The 16639-nt window shown below is 64.8% G+C and carries 19 protein-coding genes; 10 read left to right on the forward strand and 9 right to left on the reverse strand.

Annotation, left to right across the window (positions count from 1 at the left end; all coding sequences use genetic code 11):
* Nucleotides 1-103: 103 nt before the first annotated feature.
* Both OIK44_RS16475 and OIK44_RS16480 read left to right on the forward strand, forming a co-directional pair.
* The gene (locus OIK44_RS16475) at nt 104-568 is read left to right on the forward strand and encodes an Lrp/AsnC family transcriptional regulator (RefSeq protein WP_273672206.1); all 465 of its coding nucleotides are present in this window, start codon (nt 104-106) and stop codon (nt 566-568) included.
* Nucleotides 569-628: 60 nt separating this feature from the next.
* Nucleotides 629-1369 (forward strand): SOS response-associated peptidase, encoded by a 741-nt coding sequence (locus tag OIK44_RS16480; protein WP_273672208.1) that lies wholly within the window; start codon nt 629-631, stop codon nt 1367-1369.
* A gap of 332 nt (nt 1370-1701) precedes the next feature.
* Here OIK44_RS16480 and OIK44_RS16485 read toward each other — a convergent pair whose 3' ends face one another.
* Both OIK44_RS16485 and OIK44_RS16490 read right to left on the reverse strand, forming a co-directional pair.
* Nucleotides 1702-2190 (reverse strand): hypothetical protein, encoded by a 489-nt coding sequence (locus OIK44_RS16485; RefSeq protein ID WP_273672210.1) that lies wholly within the window; start codon nt 2188-2190, stop codon nt 1702-1704.
* A 41-nt stretch (nt 2191-2231) separates the two neighbouring features.
* Nucleotides 2232-2762 carry a glycoside hydrolase family protein gene (locus tag OIK44_RS16490; RefSeq protein WP_273672212.1) on the reverse strand — a complete coding sequence of 177 codons (531 nt, stop codon included), beginning with the start codon at nt 2760-2762 and terminating at the stop codon, nt 2232-2234.
* Nucleotides 2763-3022: 260 nt separating this feature from the next.
* Between OIK44_RS16490 and OIK44_RS16495 the strand changes: the two genes are divergently transcribed.
* The 5 genes from OIK44_RS16495 (at nt 3023) to OIK44_RS16515 (ending at nt 8323) form a co-directional block, all read left to right on the forward strand.
* The gene (locus tag OIK44_RS16495) at nt 3023-3514 is read left to right on the forward strand and encodes an Hcp family type VI secretion system effector (RefSeq protein ID WP_273672214.1); all 492 of its coding nucleotides are present in this window, start codon (nt 3023-3025) and stop codon (nt 3512-3514) included.
* Nucleotides 3515-3792: 278 nt separating this feature from the next.
* Complete coding sequence (locus OIK44_RS16500) at nt 3793-3963, forward strand: DUF3096 domain-containing protein (RefSeq protein WP_420213852.1); 171 nt, start codon at nt 3793-3795, stop codon at nt 3961-3963.
* A gap of 108 nt (nt 3964-4071) precedes the next feature.
* Nucleotides 4072-4485, forward strand: coding sequence for a hypothetical protein (locus OIK44_RS16505; protein WP_273672215.1), 414 nt, complete (start codon nt 4072-4074; stop codon nt 4483-4485).
* 203 nt (nt 4486-4688) lie between these two features.
* Nucleotides 4689-7376: a DNA mismatch repair protein MutS gene (gene mutS / locus OIK44_RS16510; RefSeq protein ID WP_273672217.1), complete on the forward strand. Its 2688-nt coding sequence runs from the start codon at nt 4689-4691 to the stop codon at nt 7374-7376.
* Complete coding sequence (locus OIK44_RS16515; protein ID WP_273672218.1) at nt 7373-8323, forward strand: hypothetical protein; 951 nt, start codon at nt 7373-7375, stop codon at nt 8321-8323. Before mutS ends, OIK44_RS16515 begins: the two co-directional genes overlap by 4 nt.
* 48 nt (nt 8324-8371) lie before the next feature.
* Here the strand turns inward: OIK44_RS16515 and OIK44_RS16520 are convergent, their stop codons facing one another.
* Nucleotides 8372-8917 carry an FKBP-type peptidyl-prolyl cis-trans isomerase gene (locus OIK44_RS16520; RefSeq protein ID WP_273672219.1) on the reverse strand — a complete coding sequence of 182 codons (546 nt, stop codon included), beginning with the start codon at nt 8915-8917 and terminating at the stop codon, nt 8372-8374.
* Nucleotides 8918-9002: 85 nt separating this feature from the next.
* Here OIK44_RS16520 and OIK44_RS16525 point away from each other — a divergent pair, with 85 nt between their 5' ends.
* From OIK44_RS16525 to OIK44_RS16535, 3 genes are all read left to right on the forward strand, one after another.
* Nucleotides 9003-10124 (forward strand): cupin domain-containing protein, encoded by a 1122-nt coding sequence (locus OIK44_RS16525; RefSeq protein WP_273672221.1) that lies wholly within the window; start codon nt 9003-9005, stop codon nt 10122-10124.
* Between the two features lie 41 nt (nt 10125-10165).
* On the forward strand, nt 10166-10642 hold the full coding sequence (locus OIK44_RS16530; RefSeq protein ID WP_273672223.1) for a DUF7931 domain-containing protein: 477 nt from the start codon (nt 10166-10168) through the stop codon (nt 10640-10642).
* Between the two features lie 299 nt (nt 10643-10941).
* Nucleotides 10942-11199, forward strand: a complete 258-nt coding sequence (locus OIK44_RS16535) for a hypothetical protein (RefSeq protein WP_273672224.1) — start codon at nt 10942-10944, stop codon at nt 11197-11199.
* Nucleotides 11200-11323: 124 nt separating this feature from the next.
* Here OIK44_RS16535 and bamC read toward each other — a convergent pair whose 3' ends face one another.
* From bamC to OIK44_RS16565, 6 genes are all read right to left on the reverse strand, one after another.
* Nucleotides 11324-12493 (reverse strand): outer membrane protein assembly factor BamC, encoded by a 1170-nt coding sequence (bamC, locus tag OIK44_RS16540; protein ID WP_420213853.1) that lies wholly within the window; start codon nt 12491-12493, stop codon nt 11324-11326.
* Nucleotides 12494-12562: 69 nt separating this feature from the next.
* On the reverse strand, nt 12563-13441 hold the full coding sequence (gene dapA / locus OIK44_RS16545; RefSeq protein ID WP_273672226.1) for a 4-hydroxy-tetrahydrodipicolinate synthase: 879 nt from the start codon (nt 13439-13441) through the stop codon (nt 12563-12565).
* Between the two features lie 78 nt (nt 13442-13519).
* Nucleotides 13520-14083, reverse strand: a complete 564-nt coding sequence (locus OIK44_RS16550) for a class I SAM-dependent methyltransferase (protein WP_273672228.1) — start codon at nt 14081-14083, stop codon at nt 13520-13522.
* A gap of 1 nt (nt 14084) precedes the next feature.
* The gene (locus OIK44_RS16555; RefSeq protein ID WP_273672230.1) at nt 14085-15287 is read right to left on the reverse strand and encodes a tryptophan--tRNA ligase; all 1203 of its coding nucleotides are present in this window, start codon (nt 15285-15287) and stop codon (nt 14085-14087) included.
* A gap of 6 nt (nt 15288-15293) precedes the next feature.
* On the reverse strand, nt 15294-15968 hold the full coding sequence (locus OIK44_RS16560) for a site-2 protease family protein (protein WP_273672231.1): 675 nt from the start codon (nt 15966-15968) through the stop codon (nt 15294-15296).
* A gap of 36 nt (nt 15969-16004) precedes the next feature.
* Nucleotides 16005-16628 (reverse strand): L-threonylcarbamoyladenylate synthase, encoded by a 624-nt coding sequence (locus OIK44_RS16565; protein WP_273672232.1) that lies wholly within the window; start codon nt 16626-16628, stop codon nt 16005-16007.
* Nucleotides 16629-16639: the final 11 nt, after the last annotated feature.

Here is a 16639-nt window from a genome sequence, read left to right on the forward strand (position 1 = left end):
TTATTTTGTAGAGAAATGATAGTTCCGGGCATGCGGATAAATTTTCCTATCTCACTGAGCCTGTGATAGATTTCGGAGAGCCATACTCATTTTTAGCCAAAATATGAAAAACCATCCTCTTGATGCGGCATCCCTGAAAATACTTAACGAGCTGCAACACAACAGCCGCGTTTCGACGGCCGAGCTGGCCGAAAAAGTCGGCATTTCCGCCACACCGTGCTGGCGCCGGCAAAAGGAATTGGAGGATGGCGGCTACATCAAGCGCTACGCCGCCATCGTCGACCGGCGCAAGCTGGGGCTGATGGTGTGCTGCCTGGCGAACGTGTCGCTGAACCGCCATTCGGCCGAGGTGGTGGCGGCCTTCGAAAGCGCCATGCAGGCGCGCAGCGAAGTCGTCGAATGCTATGAAACCACCGGCTCCGACTACATGGTGAAAGTGATCGTGCCCGACATGGACGCCTACCAGAACTTCCTGCACGAGGTGCTGTTCAAGCTGCACGGCGTGGCCCAGGTCAACACCAGCGTGACGATGCGCGAAGTGAAGTACGAAACGGCGCTGCCCCTGTAAGGGCGCCCCCCGGTTCCGGCTCCCGGTTCCGGCCTCCGGCGCGACACGCTAGAATACGGCATGTGCGCCAACTACACCCCCAGCCCAAAAGACGTCATCGCGGCACACTTCGGCGTCCAGCTTGGCCTGTTCGACTTTCCGCTCGAAACGTTTCCCGGATACATGGCGCCCATCGTCCGCCGCGTGCGCGGCACGGACACCGACGTCGAATGCGTGCTGGCCTGCTTCGGCATGGTGCCGCACTGGGCCGACCTCAAGCTGGCCCGCAGCACCTACAACGCGCGCAGCGAAACGGTGGCGCAGAAACCGTCGTTCCGCGAGGCGTGGAAGCGGCGCCAGTTCTGCATCATTCCGGCGCGCGCGCTGTTCGAGCCCCGCTACGCCACGGAGCAGCCGGTGCGCTGGCGCATCGAGCGGGCCGACGGCGGCCCGCTGGGCATCGCCGGCATATGGGAAACGAAACCGGACGGGCCGGACGGCCAGCCTTTGATTTCCTTCTCCATGCTGACCATCAACGCCGACGAACACGGGCTGATGCGCCAGTTCCACCAGCCGGACGACGAAAAGCGCATGGTCGTCATCCTGGAACCGTGGCAATACGCGGGATGGTTGCGCGGCGACCTGGCTGGCTCGACGGCAGTGTTCCGCACCTATCCGGCGGAACTGTTGAGCGCCTGCGCCGACCCGCTGCCGCTGAAAAGCCGGCCGGCCCGCCCGGACTGGCGCCTGGAGAGCGGACGGCAAGGCGTCGACGGTCCGTCGGGCAAGCCGGCCGCGCCGGGCCAGGGCGAACTCTTCTAGCACGATTGAAACCGGCGAATCGGCGCTTGTGGCACACTCGCGCCGTCCCGTTTCACCTGCCATAGCGACAAATGGATATCGGCACGCGCGATGTCGGGAAAATTCGGCAAAGATGAAGATCAGCGCCAATCATTTTTTTAAAAATACACAACTTATCAAATCCAAAGTTGCCGGCGGCAACGCCCCGCCACACGCCCTCCTCGACGATTTGCTGCTTTTTCAATTATTTCAACCCGCGAGAACGTTGGCTTGAATCCACGCGACACGTGGCGACAACTAGCCCCACATAAGATCCCATCTCTCGCATTGTCGCGCTGGGCTCGCGCACTTTCTTAACGCCCGCGTCTGACCGCTTCGAAATAAAAACCGTTCCAATGAACCACGATACGGCCGGGCTTCTTCAAAAAGAGATAGGTGCAACGAGCGTCGATCGCCGTGACGGGGTCCGGCAATCCCATATTCGCCGAGCTCACATGCCCCTGCTCTCGAAACGAGCGCGCCAAGTCGTTTACGCTGCGCTCGTAAGTCGGCGAGGCGCACGCCTCGCCATTGAACACGAATTTATCCTTGGCGACCACGACGGTTTTGCCGATCAACGCGCGCGCCTGCCGGTCCGACATCGCGGCGATGTCGGCGGCGTCGAGCACCCTCGTCAAACGCCACCGGCCGAGGATGTCCGCGTTGGGCTCGGCTGCGGCGCGCGCGCCAGGAAGAAGTCCGGCATCCCCCGCCCCGGCCGCTACTGGCGCCCACGCCAGCCCCGCGAGGGCGAGGCAGCCGACAAGGTTGAGGATCCCGCCATGGATGGCGCGCAGCAACATGTCTTTCCTTTCGAGGTAGTCCGCGGGGCGTTCCTGGCGGCCTATCGCACCGAGTTGCGAAACGGCGCGCTCTCCTCCGCACGCCGGGGAATGAGCCCGCGGGCAATCACCCGTTTCGAGCCCTTCTTTGTCCTGATCGTCATGTAGATGGCCCCGCTGATGCCGCTTGCCGCCGCCTTGAAATTGCCGTCGTCGACGTAGGCCAGCACCTTCGCGGCTCCGCGCCCGCCTGAGTTGTAGGTGAAGCTGACCAAGGCGTCGAACTGATCTTGCGTGAGCGCCTGCTTCGAGACGCGGCGCCTGACGATCCGTTCTGCCTCGCCCACTCTGGAGGCGAAGGATGCCTCGATTTCGGTGGCGCTCACCTCCTTCTTCAGCTCGTCCGATGTGCAGGGGCCAAGATGAGCCAAAATCCCGATGCCCCACGTGCAGTTTCCCCGCCCTGGACGGCCCCCGTCATCGTAATAGAACGCCTTCGGGTCCTCGCGCTCGCGCATCCGCAACTTGGCGGAAGCGCTCATGCTCAATTTGGAATTGTCGACTTTAGGCGGCGTCAAAGCAACGTCGAGCATGGATTCATCCAATGGTCAGGGAGTTGATCGGACCGCCTCGCAGACGGACTACCCCGACTCTATTCCTCCGCCGACGCTCTACGTTGACGCCTCGCAACATTTGCGGTGCAGACGTTGACGGGCCTCAGGCCGCGCTTGGGTTGTCGAGGGACGGAGCGGAACTTCCGCCATGGTTGAGCACCCGCAATGGCCGCCATGGCCGATACCGAATAATGGCGGCTGCGCCGGGACGTTCCGGCGCGTCACAACCAGAGGTAGCCATGGCAATCGACGTCTATCTGCGCATCGACGGAATCAAGGGCGAGTCGGCGGACAACCGCCACAGGGATTGGATCGAATGCAAAACCGTGCGCTGGAAGATAGCGCAGCCGAAGTCGGCAACGGCGTCGACAGGCGGTGGGCATACGGCGGAGAGGAGCGAACACGGCGACATCGTCATCTCGAAGCTCGCCGACCTGTCCACTCCGCTGCTGCTGCAAACCTGCTCGGCGGGCAAGACGATTCCCACGGCGACGATCGAGTTCATGCGCGCCGACGCGATGGGCGATCGCATCAAATATTTCGAGATCCAGCTAGAAAACGTGCTGATCAGCGGCGTCGCTCCAAGGTTGGCCGACGGCGAGTTCCTGGGCGAGCATGTGGGGTTGAAGTATTCGAGGATTCGCTGGAAATACACGCAGCAAAAAATTGCAGGCGGCTCCGGCGGCAACACCGTCGGTGGCTGGGACTTGTCGACGAACAGGATTGCTTGATTTATTGACAGCGAAGGCATTTTCAAAACCTCGATGTGCGCCTTTCTTCAACAATGTAATGAATACTCCTGTTCTCCTTATCGATAACGCGGAATGGTTGCGCGGCGACCTGGCTGGCTCAACGGAAGCGTTCCGTACCTGTCCGGTGGAGCTGCCGAGCGCCTGCGCCGACCCGCTGCCGCCGGAAAGCCGGCCGCGCCGGGCCAGGGCGAACTCTTCTAGCACGATTGAAACCGGCGAATCGGCGCTTGTGGCACACTCGCGCCTTCCCGTTTCCAATGAAAGAGCCCGCTTTGAGCATCCACCTGACCACCGTTCCCCTCGCATCGCTGATCGCCGGCGTGCTGATCCTGTTCATGCCCAAGTTACTCAACTACATCATCGCCCTGTACCTGATCATCGTCGGGCTCGTTGGCGTGTTCGGCACCAGGATGTTTCACCTGCCATAGCGGCGCGCGCGATCTGTGGCGGCACAATGCGCTATCCCCGCGTCGGCGTAGAATGGATTTCTTGAGGGCCGTATTGGTCGGCGGCGACGCGCTTAGGGAGGCCATGCAATGAATGCGCCGAGCAGGGAAGAATTCGATGCAAAACTGGAGGCTATCGAGGCAAGGATGGACGCCCGGATCGCGTCCATTGAAGCCAAGGTAGACTATTTCATGGCCAGGATCGACGAGAAATTCGGCTGGATGGACGCCCGGATGACGAACATCGAAACGTCCTTGTCGGAAATGAAAAAGTCCATTGCAGGCATGAAAACGACGATCATCGTCACGGCTGTCAGCGCCTCCCTCGCCATCGTTCTCGGGGTCGCGACGTTCAACGCCACGCTACTGGCCAATATGCTCGCCTCGTTCGAGTCGGGCAAAAACACGACGCTGGCCCAAGCCGAGATCAGAAAACAGGCCGAGGAAACCGCCCAGTTGCTGAAGCAGATGCAGCGGCAACTCGATACCATCAGCAAAAAATAATCCGCTCCACCGCCTGCCCCGCCAACGCCGCGCGCGCAGCGCCGCAGCGCCGCCTCGCCATTTGTCGTCCCTGCCCGCGCTTTCGCCCTACCGCCGCTTGCGAAAGCGGTAAAATGGCGGCCTTAACGCAGGCGCAGCAATGCGCCGCACCATAGGCGGGGAGCGCGAACTGGCTGGCGCCCCGCCCCACCGACAAAGAACAGATGACGATCACCCCTACCGAAATCAACGCCGCCGCCATCAAAAACAGCGCGACGGAAAAGCACACCCCTATGATGCAGCAATATCTGCGCATCAAGGCCGACCACCCGACCATGCTGGTGTTTTACCGCATGGGCGACTTCTACGAGCTGTTCTTCGAGGACGCGGAGAAGGCGGCGCGCATCCTCGGCATCACGCTGACCCAGCGCGGCGCCAGCAACGGCAACCCGATCAAGATGTGCGGCATCCCCTTCCACTCGCTCGACCCCTACCTGGCCAAGCTGGTCAAGCTGGGCGAATCGGTGGCCATCTGCGAGCAGGTCGGCGACCCCGCCACCAGCAAGGGGCCGGTCGAGCGCAAGGTGATGCGCGTGGTCACGCCCGGCACGCTGACGGACGCCGACCTGCTGCCCGAGAAGGCCGAGCGGCCGCTGCTGGCCCTGTGCGTGATCAACCAGCGCAAGGTCGTCACGGCCGGCCTGGCCTGGCTGTCGCTGGCCAGCGGCGCGCTCAAACTGATGGAGTTCTCCGGCGACGCCAAGTCCGTCGACGTGCGCCTGCGCCAGGAGCTCGAACGCATCGCGCCGGCCGAGATCCTGCGCGGCGACGGCGCCGACATGTTCGAGGACAACGCCGGCGCCAACGTCAACCGCGTGCCCGACTGGCATTTCGACGTGCTCGGCGGGCACAAGGCCCTGCTCGAACAATTGGGTGTGGCCACCCTGACGGGCTTCGGCGCCGACGGCCTGGGCGCCGCCTTCGGCGCGGCCGGCGCGCTGCTGCGCTACGCCCACTCGACCCAGGGTCGCGGCCTGCAGCACGTGCGCACGCTGACGACGGAAACGGAAAGCGAATTCATCGGCCTGGACGCGGCCACCCGCCGCAACCTGGAGCTGACCGAGACGATACGCGGCCAGGAGTCGCCGACGCTGTTCTCGCTGCTCGACCACTGCCGCACGGCGATGGGCTCGCGCCTGCTGCGCCACTGGCTGCACCACGCCCGCCGCGACCAGGGCGTCGCGCGCGCCCGCCACGAGGCGATCGCCGCGCTGGCCCAGAGCGACGCCAGCGGCGCGCTGGCCTCGACGCTGGCCCAGGTGCCCGACATCGAACGCATCACCACCCGCGTCGCGCTGCTGTCGGCCCGGCCGCGCGACCTGGCCGCGCTGCGCGACGGCCTGCAGCAATTGCCGGCGCTGCGCCAGTGCGTGCTGCGCTGCGACGGCCCCGGCTTCGACGCCAGCCTGCTGGCCGCCACCCACGCCGCGCTGGCCACGCCGTCCGCCTGCCTCGACCTGCTGCAGCGCGCCGTCGCCCAGGAGCCGGCCGCGATGGTGCGCGACGGCGGCGTGTTCGCGCGCGGCTTCGACGCCGAACTCGACGAGCTGCGCGCCCTGTCCGAGAACGCCGGCCAGTTCCTGGTCGACCTGGAAACCCGCGAGCGGGCCCGCACCGGCATCGCCAACCTGCGCGTCGAATACAACAAGGTGCACGGCTTCTACATCGAGGTCACGCACGGCCAGACCGACAAGGTGCCGGACGACTACCGCCGCCGCCAGACGCTGAAGAACGCCGAGCGCTACATCACGCCCGAGCTCAAGGTCTTCGAGGACAAGGCCCTGTCGGCCCAGGACAAGGCGCTGGTGCGCGAAAAACTGCTGTACGAGCAGTTGCTGTTCGATCTGGCGCCGCACATCGGCACGCTGCAGACGATCGCCCAGGCGCTGGCCCAGCTCGACACCCTGACGGCGCTGACCGAGCACGCGCTGCACCACAACTGGTGCGCGCCGCAACTGGTGGCCGAGCCGTGCATCGACATCGTCGACGGCCGCCACCCCGTCGTCGAAAAGCAGATCGAGCGCTTCATCGCCAACGACTGCAAATTCGTCAACGAGCGCCGCCTGCTGCTGATCACCGGCCCGAACATGGGCGGTAAATCGACCTTCATGCGCCAGGTCGCGCTGATCACGCTGCTGGCCTACGTCGGCAGCTACGTGCCGGCCGCCAGCGCCGTCATCGGCCCGATCGACCGCATCTTCACGCGCATCGGCGCCACCGACGACCTGGCCGGCGGCCGCTCCACCTTCATGGTCGAGATGACGGAATCGGCGGCCATCCTGAACGGCGCCACCGAGCAGTCGCTGGTGCTGATGGACGAGGTCGGCCGCGGCACCTCGACCTTCGACGGCCTGGCGCTGGCCTGGGCCATCGCCCGCCACCTGATCGACAGCAGCCGCAGCTTCACGCTGTTCGCCACCCACTATTTCGAGCTGACCCAGCTGCCCGAGAGCCACCCGAGCGCCGCCAACGTCCACCTGTCGGCCGTCGAGCACAAGGACAGCATCGTCTTCCTGCACGCCGTGCAGGCCGGCCCCGCCTCGCAAAGCTACGGCTTGCAGGTGGCCCAGCTGGCCGGCGTGCCGCAGGCCGTGATCAAGGCCGCGCGCAAGCACCTGGCGCGGCTGGAGGCGCAGGCGCTCGACGCCACGCCGCAGCGCGACCTGTTCGCCGCGCCGGCCGCCGATCCCTACACGCAGGAGGAAGAGGCGGAGGCGACGCCGGCCGCCGACCCGGCCATGCAGGCCCTGCTGGGCGCGCTGGAGGAACTCGACCCGGACTCCCTGAGCCCGCGCGAGGCGCTCGAACAGCTGTACCAGCTGAAACGCCTGGCCCTGCCGGCGCTGGCATGAGCCTGCGCCGCAGTGGCTTGACGGCGGCCCTGCTGGCCGCCGCGCTGGCGTGGCAGCCGGCCGGCGCCGCCAAGCCGGCCCGGGCCGACGCGCCCTTCCAGTTCGGCGTGCTCGGCCACGCCTTCAAGGCCACGCCGGACGAGGCCGCGCTCAAGCAGGCAATCCACGAGGCCGACCAGGCCGACCTGGCCTTCGTCGTCGCCACCGGCATCAAGGCCGACAGCGAATCGTGCAGCGACAAGTTGTACGCACGCCGCAGGGACTTGCTCGACGACAGCGAGCGGCCGCTGATCGTCTCGCTGGCCGCCAGCGACTGGAGCGGCTGCAAGAACTCGCTGGGCCGCTCGAACGCCATCGAGCGCCTGAACCGCCTGCGCGAATTGTTCTTCGCCGACGACAATTCGCTGGGCGCGCGCAAGCTGACGCTGTCGCGGCTGTCGGCCAGCGCCAAGTTCCGCAGCTACGCCGAAAACGCCCACTGGGAATCGGGCCGCATCCTGTTCGCCACGGTGAACCTGCCGGCCAATAACAACCACTTCCTGCGCGAGGCGGGCCGCAACAGCGAGTTCGAGGACCGCCTGGTGGCCAACCGTTCGTGGCTGCAGCGCCTGTTCGCGATGGCGCAGCGCAAAAAGCTGGACGGCATCGTGCTGTTTTCCGACGGCGATGTCGGCGTGCAGATGGAGGAGGACAGTTCGCTGCTGCCGAGCTTTAACACGAAGCAGGATGGCTTTGCCGGCCCGCGGCGGCAGATCAAGATGCTGGCGAAGAAATTCAGCGGCAAGGTCTTGCTGGTCGATACGCGGCGCGTGAAGCGGGCGGCCGACGCGGCCATCGCCTGGCGCGACAACCTGGGACACCTCAGCGTCAATGGCGGTTGGGTGCAGATCGGCGTCGACCGCAGCCGGCCGGCCCTGTTCGAGGCCAGCAACGGCGCCGCACGCTAGCGGCAACAGGCCGGCCCGGCCGCATGGCCGGGCGGCGCAACAACGATCTTAGTGGATAGGATGGCTGCGGAAGTGGTCGCCCGCGTCGCCTTCATCTTCGTCGTGGTCATGGCCGTGGCCATGGGCGCCGTGCACGTGGCCGTGGGCGATTTCTTCGTCGGTGGCGGCGCGCACTTCAGCCACCGTCAACTCGAAGCGCAGCGCGATGCCGGCCAGCGGATGGTTACCGTCGAGCACAACTTTGTCGTCGGCGATGTCGGTGACCGTGAAGATCATCGCTTCGTCGTCGGCGGAATCGCTCTCCGGCATGCCTTCGAACTGCATGCCCACTTCCAGCGGATCGGGCAGGCGGTTGCGCGGCTCGACCTTGACCAGCGCCGGGTCGTATTCACCGAACGCGTCGTCCGGCTCGATCTGGATCGTGTTCGAATAGCCCACTTCCTTACCGTCGAGTTCTTCTTCGATTTTCGGCAGCGTGTTCTCATAGTCACCGTGCAGATAGACCATAGGCTGACGGCCGTCTTCGATCAGATTGTCTTGGGCATCTGACAGTTTGTAATTTACAGTCACGACCGTATTCTTGGCAATCTTCATTGTGCTTCCTTTCATTATATAAGCTGGCAAATTATACCCCCAGCGGGGGACGCGCAGGCGCATTGCGCGTGGTTATAATGGCGGGATGAAAAAACTTACCATCCTCGGCGACATCACGCCGGCGCAGTTCCTGCGCGACTACTGGCACAAAAAGCCGCTCCTGATCCGCCAAGCCATCCCCGGCTTCAAGCCCCTGATGAGCGTCGCGGCCCTGGCGGCCCTGGCCGCGCAAGACCACGTCGAAGCGCGCCTCGTCAGCCACAGCGACGGCGCCTGGCAGATGCAGCATGGCCCGGTGGCCGAGCTGCCGGCGCGCGACGCCAGGGAATGGACGCTGCTGGTGCAGGGCGCCAACCTGCACAACGACGCCGCCGACGACTTGCTGCGCCAATTCCGCTTCATTCCGGACGCCCGCCTGGACGACCTGATGATCAGCTTTGCCACCGACGGCGGCGGCGTCGGCCCCCATTTCGACTCGTATGACGTGTTCCTTTTGCAAGCCCAGGGCCAGCGCCGCTGGCGCATCGGCGCGCAGAAGGACCTGAGCCTGGTCGAGGGCCTGCCGCTGAAGATACTCAGCAAGTTCAAGCCGACCGAGGAATTCATCCTAGAACCGGGCGACATGCTCTACCTGCCGCCCCACTACGCCCACGACGGCGTCGCCATCGGCGACTGCCAGACCTATTCGGTCGGCTTCCGCTCGCCGTCCTACCAGGAATTGGGCGAAGCCTTCCTGCAATTCATGGCCGATTCCATCGATTTGCCGGGCCGCTACGGCGACCCCGACCTGGAAGTGAGCAAGCATCCGGCCGAGATCCCGCGCAATATGCTCAGCACCATCGCCGCGGAATTGAACAAGGTCCGCTTCACCGAGGACGACGTGACGATCTTCCTCGGCGAGCACCTGTCCGAGCCGAAGCACAATGTCTTCTTCAAGGGGCCGGCCAAGCCGCTGACGCCGGAACGCTTCGCGCTGAGCGCGGCCAAGAAGGGCGTGGCCCTGTCGCGCAAGACCTTGATGCTCTACCGCGGCAAACACGTGTTCATCAACGGCGAATCGTTCGCCATCGGCCGCGCCGACAAGGTCGCGCTGGAAGCGCTGGCCAACGCGCGCGCGCTCGACGGCGCGGCGCTGGCCGGCGCCTCCGAGGACGTCATGGACGCGCTCTACACCTGGTATCAGGACGGCTGGCTGGAACTGGGTTAAGGCGCCGCCGGGCGCGGCGCCAGGTTTGCAAAGGAGCAGCAATGGAAAGGCAAGTGTTTCCCTTCTCCAGCCGGCAGGCATTCCAGCAGCAACTGCGGCTGTGCCTGTCCCGCGCCGAACGGCGGCTGCGCCTGTTCGACCCCGACTTCGCCCTGTGGGACCTGGGCACGGGCGAAGTCGAGGCCATCCTGCGCCCCTTCCTGCTGGGCGGCGGCGGCATCGCGCTGCTGGCCCACAGCGACGCCCTGCTGGAGCGCCAGTGTCCGCGCCTGCTGCGCCTGCTCACGCAGTTCGGCCACCGCTTCGAATGTCGCGTAAGCAGCAAGAACTTACGCCATCTGACCGATTCCTTCTGCATCGCCGACGATCTGCATCTGGTGCGGCGCTTCCACAGCGACCATTTGCGCGGCGAGGCCGTGTTCGACAGCGAGGCCGACACCCGCCTGTGCGCCGAGCGTTTCGCCGGCATGTGGCTGGAAGCGGAGCCGGGATTGCACCCCAGCACGGCTGGACTATGACTTATATCAAGAAATCCGTTATTATTCCTCCGTGATTCCGCTTTTCGCGTAAGTTTGATGCAAATGAAAACGTATCGCCCCGGTAAATATTGCGATATCGCAAAATAGTTGCGAAATTGCCCGTTACTCCTATTGCGACGCACCAAAAATCGCTATAATATTCGGTTAGGAAGTTTCCGTTGTCTGGCAGGCACCTCAAGGTACGAAAAGCCTTCGAAGACGACCTAATGAGCGATAATTACCGGTAATTATTCATCGCAACATTGTTGAACTACTTTTGAAATAATTAAGGAAAACCCATGAAAAAATCCCTGCTGATCGCCTCCCTGTTGGCTGTTGCTCTGGCTGCTTGCAGCAAAAAAGAAGAAGCTCCTGCTGCTGCTCCAGCACCAGCCGTAGTTGAAGCCGCTCCTGCTGCTGCAGCTCCTGCTGCCGCTCCAGCTGCTGACGCTGCTGCTGCTGCTCCAGCCGCTTCGGCTGCTGCTCCTGCTGCTGACGCTGCTGCTGCTCCTGCAGCATCGGCTGCTGCTTCGGCCGCTTCCGCTGCTTCGAAGTAATATCAGCTTGCAATAAAAAAGCCGACCTTCGGGTCGGCTTTTTTACGTCTGGACAAAGGCAAATTGCGCCGTCCGGCGTATCCGGAGGCGCGCCGCCCGCATGGCGGCGCGCCTCCCGGCGGCATTACTTGAGTTGCTCGTTGAGCAAGACCAGGATCTTCTCGGACGTCGCCGAGGTTTCCGGCTTGCCGTCGTTGTTGAGCACCGTCACCAGACTGCTGGAACCGGCGCCGGCCTTGACGCCGATGCGGTAGCGCTGCGCCTCCTTGTCCTTGTCGGACGAGCCCCAGCTGAGCAGTTTCTTGAAGAAGCCGTCGGTTTTCTTCGCCTCGTCCGGATCGACATAGCGCACGAAATACGTGCCCTGGACGCGGTCGCGGTCTTCGACGGTGAAGCCGACCCGGTCCAGCGCCAGGCCGACACGGCGCCAGGCGCGGTCGAAGCCCTCGTCGACTTCGATGGCGCGGGTGGCGGCGGCGCCCACCAGCTTGGCGTGCAGGGGCTGGACGATGGCCGTGTCGACCGCCGTTTTCGCCTGCGCATTGTCGCCGGCGCCCAGGCGCGTCATCAGGCGCGCCAGGAACAGGGCTTCCAGGCCGGGATCGTTCGGCCGCGCGGTCCACACCGTGCCATCCTTTTGCGAACCGGTCACGACTTCCTCGGCGCCGCGGTGGCTGATGAAAATTTCGCTGGAACCGTCCGGCAAACGTTCGATGCGGGTGCGGTACTTGTCGCGCTCGCCCGTCGAGTACAGGGAGTCGAAGACCTTGCCGATGGTGTTGCGGACGAAATCCTGCGGAATCTTCGCGCGGTTCTCATTCCATTCCGTTTCCATGATGCCGGCCGTCGGCGCGTCGAGCGCCAGCGTGAAGCCGGAATCTTCCCAGAACGTCTTCAACTGCGGCCACAGGAGCTCGGGCGCCTGCTTGACGACCAGCCAGCGCTGGTTGCCGGCCCGCTCCACGCGCACGTCCTTGCCGCTGGCCAGCACGTCCTGGTTGCCGGCGGCCATCGCAGGCGCGGCGGCGCCCCTTTGCGCGTTGTAGCCGGACGCCGTGGCGATGCCGCTCTTCGTCTCGGGCAGCGCGTAACGATTATCTTTCTGCAACTGGGTCAGATCCGGCGGCACGTCGAGGGTGCTGGCCTTCTTGGCCGACTTGTAGTCGACCTTGTCGGTGCCGACGACGGAACTGATCATGCCGCAGCCGGTCAAGCTGGCCACGACGGCGCCGATAACGAGGCCGCGCTGTGCAATTGCGGTGTGAGCCGGGTAAGGTTTCTTGCGAATTGTCATGTCGTTACTGGATGAGAAGCTAAAAAGCAGCTGTAAACAGGGAAGATCCGGACCGTTTCGAGTCGGGGCTTAGGGTAAGACGCCCGCGTCGCGCAAGGCGCCGCGGACGGTGTCGTGGCAGGCGTCGGCCAGCGGCACGAGCGGCAGGCGTATGCCTGGCGGCATCATGCCCATTTCCGCCAGCGCCCATTTGACGGGCACCGGATTCGGCTCGACAAACAACTTCTGGTGCAGCGGCATCACGCGGTTGTTGATGGCCACGGCGCCGGCGATGTCGCCTTTCATGGCCGCCGCGCACAGCTCATGCATCGCGCGCGGCGCCACATTCGCCGTCACCGAGATATTGCCCTGGGCGCCGCAGAACATCAGGGCCATCGCGGTCGGGTCATCGCCGGAATAGACGGCGAACGATGCCGGCACCATGCGCAGCAGCTCGGTGCCGCGGCCGACGTTGCCGGTCGCATCCTTGATGCCGACGATGTTGGCGATCTCCGCCAGGCGGGCCACCGTTTCGTTCGACATGTCGGCCACGGTACGGCCCGGCACGTTGTACAGGATGATGGGCAGGTCGACGGCTTCGGCGACGGCCTTGAAGTGCTGGTACATGCCTTCCTGGCTGGGGCGGTTGTAGTAAGGCACCACCACCAGGGCCGCATCGGCGCCCGCTTCCTTGGCGAATTCCGTCAGCTTGATCGCTTCCGCCGTGGAATTGCCGCCGCTGCCGGCGATGACGGGAATACGGCCTTTGGCGTGCTCGACGGTCACACGGATCAACTCGCAGTGCTCTTCCACGTTGACCGTGGCCGATTCGCCCGTCGTGCCGACGATGACGATGCCGTCCGTGCCTTCGGCGATATGCCAGTCGATCAGCTTGCGCAGACCTGGATAGTCCAGGCTGCCGTCCGCGTGCATAGGGGTGACGATTGCTACAATGCTGCCCTTGATCATAATATATATAGTGCGTCGATAAATAAAACAACGATTGTAGCGGATAGGCCGCGCCTGTGGTGCATCTTGCACCGGGTTTTACAGTTCATTACAGGGCTGGCACGGCGCCAAGAGGGCCGCCAGCGGCGGAAAAGCGGCGCCCACCGCGCACAGCCTTTGCACCATGGCCTCGCGCGGCGCGGCCACCCGGCCCTCCTCGAAGGCGACGACGCGCCAGCCGTACTGGGCGGCCCAGGCCAGCAACTCGCCCGGCGCCAGCAGGAAGGCGGGATTCGCGGGCTTGCCGAACTGGGCGTTGCCGGCGCCGAAGGTTTCGTAAATGAGCACGCCATCCGGCGCCAGGCTGCCGGCGATGCCGGGCAACAGGGGGCGGTGCAGATAATTGCTGACGACGATGCCGGCGAAGCGCCCGGCCGCGTAGGGCCAGACGGCGCCCGCCTCTTCCAGGTCGAACTCGGCGGTGACGATGCCGGGGCCGGCCGCGCGCGCCAGCGCGTCCGGATCGCGGTCCAGCGCCAGCACGGCGTGGCCCAGGGCCGCCAGATGGCGGGCATGGCGGCCGCCGCCGCAGGCCAGGTCGAGCACCTCGCCGCTCGGAATCAGGGGCGCCCAGCGCCTCACCCAGGGGGAAATATCGTCCATCTCAGTTGTACGCCAATCCCATCGCCTCGCGCACGTCGCGCATGGTTTCCTGCGCCAGCTTGCGCGCCGCGTCGTTGCCGTCGGCGACGATGGCGCGCACCAGCGTCGGGTCGTCGAGGTATTGCTGGGCGCGCTCGTGCATCGGCTCCTGCTCCTTGATGATGGCGTCGATGACGGGCTGCTTGCACTCGATGCAACCGATGCCGGCCGAGCTGCAACCCTTGGCGACCCATTCCTTGGTCGCCGCGTCGGAATACACGGCGTGGAATTGCCACACCGGGCATTTGGCCGGGTCGCCGGGATCGCTGCGGCGCACCCGCGCCGGGTCCGTCGGCATGGTCCGCACCTTCTTCGTCACCGTGGCCCGGTCTTCGCGCAGGGCGATCGCATTGCCATAACTCTTGGACATCTTGCGCCCGTCCAGGCCCGGCAGGCGCGACGCCGCCGTCAGGCGCACCTGCGGCTCGACCAGGATCAGCTTGCGGCTGCCCTCCAGATAGCCGAACAGGCGCTCGCGGTCTATCATCGACAGGCTCTGGGCGTCGTCGAGCATGGCCTTGGCCTGCTCCAGCGCCGCGTCCTTGCCGCACTGCTGGTAGTCGGTGCGCAACTCGTTGTACAGCTTGGCGCGCTTGCTGCCGAGCTTTTTCACGGCGTCCTGGGCCTTTGCCTCGAAGCCCTGCTCTTTGCCGTACAAATGGTTAAAACGCCGGGCAATTTCGCGCATCATCTCGATATGCGGCACCTGGTCGTCGCCCACCGGCACCTGGCTGGCGCGGTAGATCAGCACGTCGGCGGCCTGCAACAGCGGGTAGCCGAGGAAGCCATAGGTGGCCAGGTCCTTGTTGCTCAGGTTGTCGATCTGGTCCTTATAGGTCGGCACCCGCTCCAGCCAGCCCAGCGGCGTGGCCATCGACAGCAGCAGGTGCAGCTCGGCGTGCTCCGGCACCCGCGACTGGATGAACAGCGTCGCCTGCGACGGGTCGACGCCGGCCGCCAGCCAGTCGACCAGCATGTCCCAGGTGCTGCGCTCGATGACGCCGGGGTCGTCGTAATGCGTGGTCAGCGCGTGCCAGTCGGCCACGAAAAACAGGCAAGGCAGTTCCGACTGCATCTTGATCCAGTTTTTCAGGGCGCCGTGATAGTGGCCAAGGTGCATGGCGCCGGTGGGGCGCATGCCGGAGACAACGCGGTCGGGGTACATAGTTAATCAGTTCAAAAATAAGGTCAGGGGAAACACGCAAGCCTTGAAAATACCGATCAGGATATGGATCGCCGCCAGCAGCACGCCGTCCAGCACGCGGTAATACATCAGCACGACCAGCAGCACGAACACATACACGCCATAGCGCTCGATGCGGGCGAACTTGCGCGCCAGCCCCAGCGGCAGGATGCCGGTGACGATGCGGCCGCCGTCGAGCGGCGGAATGGGAATCAGGTTGAAGACGCACATGGCGGCGTTGACGCTGACGCCGGCGCGCGCCATTTCGGAGAAAAAGAACAAATCCGGCGCATTCAGCGCGGCCAGCAGCACCAGCATGACCATCCAGCCCAGGCCCATGGCGAAATTGGCGCCCGGGCCGGCCAGCGCCACCCAGGCCATCTGCTTGCGCGGATTGCGCAGGCGGCTGTAGTCGACCGGCACCGGCTTGGCGTAACCGAAGGGAATGCCGACGCTCCAGTACAGCAGCAGCGGCAGCAGAATGGTGCCGAAGGGGTCGATATGCCGGGCCGGATTCAGGCTCAGGCGCCCCTCGTTCGAGGCCGTCGGGTCGCCGAAATAGCGGGCCACATAACCGTGGCCCGCCTCGTGCAGGGATATCGCGAACAGGACCGGGATCAGGTAAACGGCGATGGTCTGGATGATTTGGCTGGTGTCGTTCATAAGCGCGATTCTACCAGAGCCATTGCGCCGCCCCGCTCACAGGCCCAGCGGCGGCGCCGCGCCGCGCCCCTGGCGCACCAGCTCCGGCTCGGCGCCCGTCAAGTCGACGACGGTGGTCGGCTCGAAACTGCAGGCGCCGCCGTCGACGATCAGCTCGACGTGCTTTTCCAGCCGCTCGCGGATGCTGTCGGCGTCCGTCAAGGTGTCCTCGTCGCCCGGCAGGATCAGGGTCGTGCCCAGCAGCGGCTGGCCCAGCTCCTCCAGCAGCGCCTGGACGATGCGGTTCTCCGGCACGCGCAGGCCGATGGTCTTGCGCGAGGGGTGGCTCAGGCGCCGCGGCACCTCGCGCGTCGCCTCCAGGATGAAGGTGTAAGGCCCCGGCGTGGCCGCCTTGAGCAGGCGGAACTGGCGGTTGTCGACGCGGGCATACACGCCGATCTCGCTCAGATCGCGGCACAGCAGCGTCAGATGGTGCTTTTCATCGATGCCGCGGATGCGCCGCAGGCGCTCGACGGCGCTCTTGTCGTCGAGGTGGCAGACCAGGGCGTAGCAGGAATCCGTCGGCAGCGCGACGATGCCGCCGGCGTGGATGATTTGCGCGGCCTGCTTGAGCAGGCGCGGCTGGGGATTCTCGGGGTGAATCTGGAAAAATTGGCTCATGTGGGGCTGGG

This window comes from Janthinobacterium fluminis (assembly GCF_028595325.1).
Classification (GTDB): Bacteria; Pseudomonadota; Gammaproteobacteria; order Burkholderiales; family Burkholderiaceae_D; genus Janthinobacterium; species Janthinobacterium fluminis.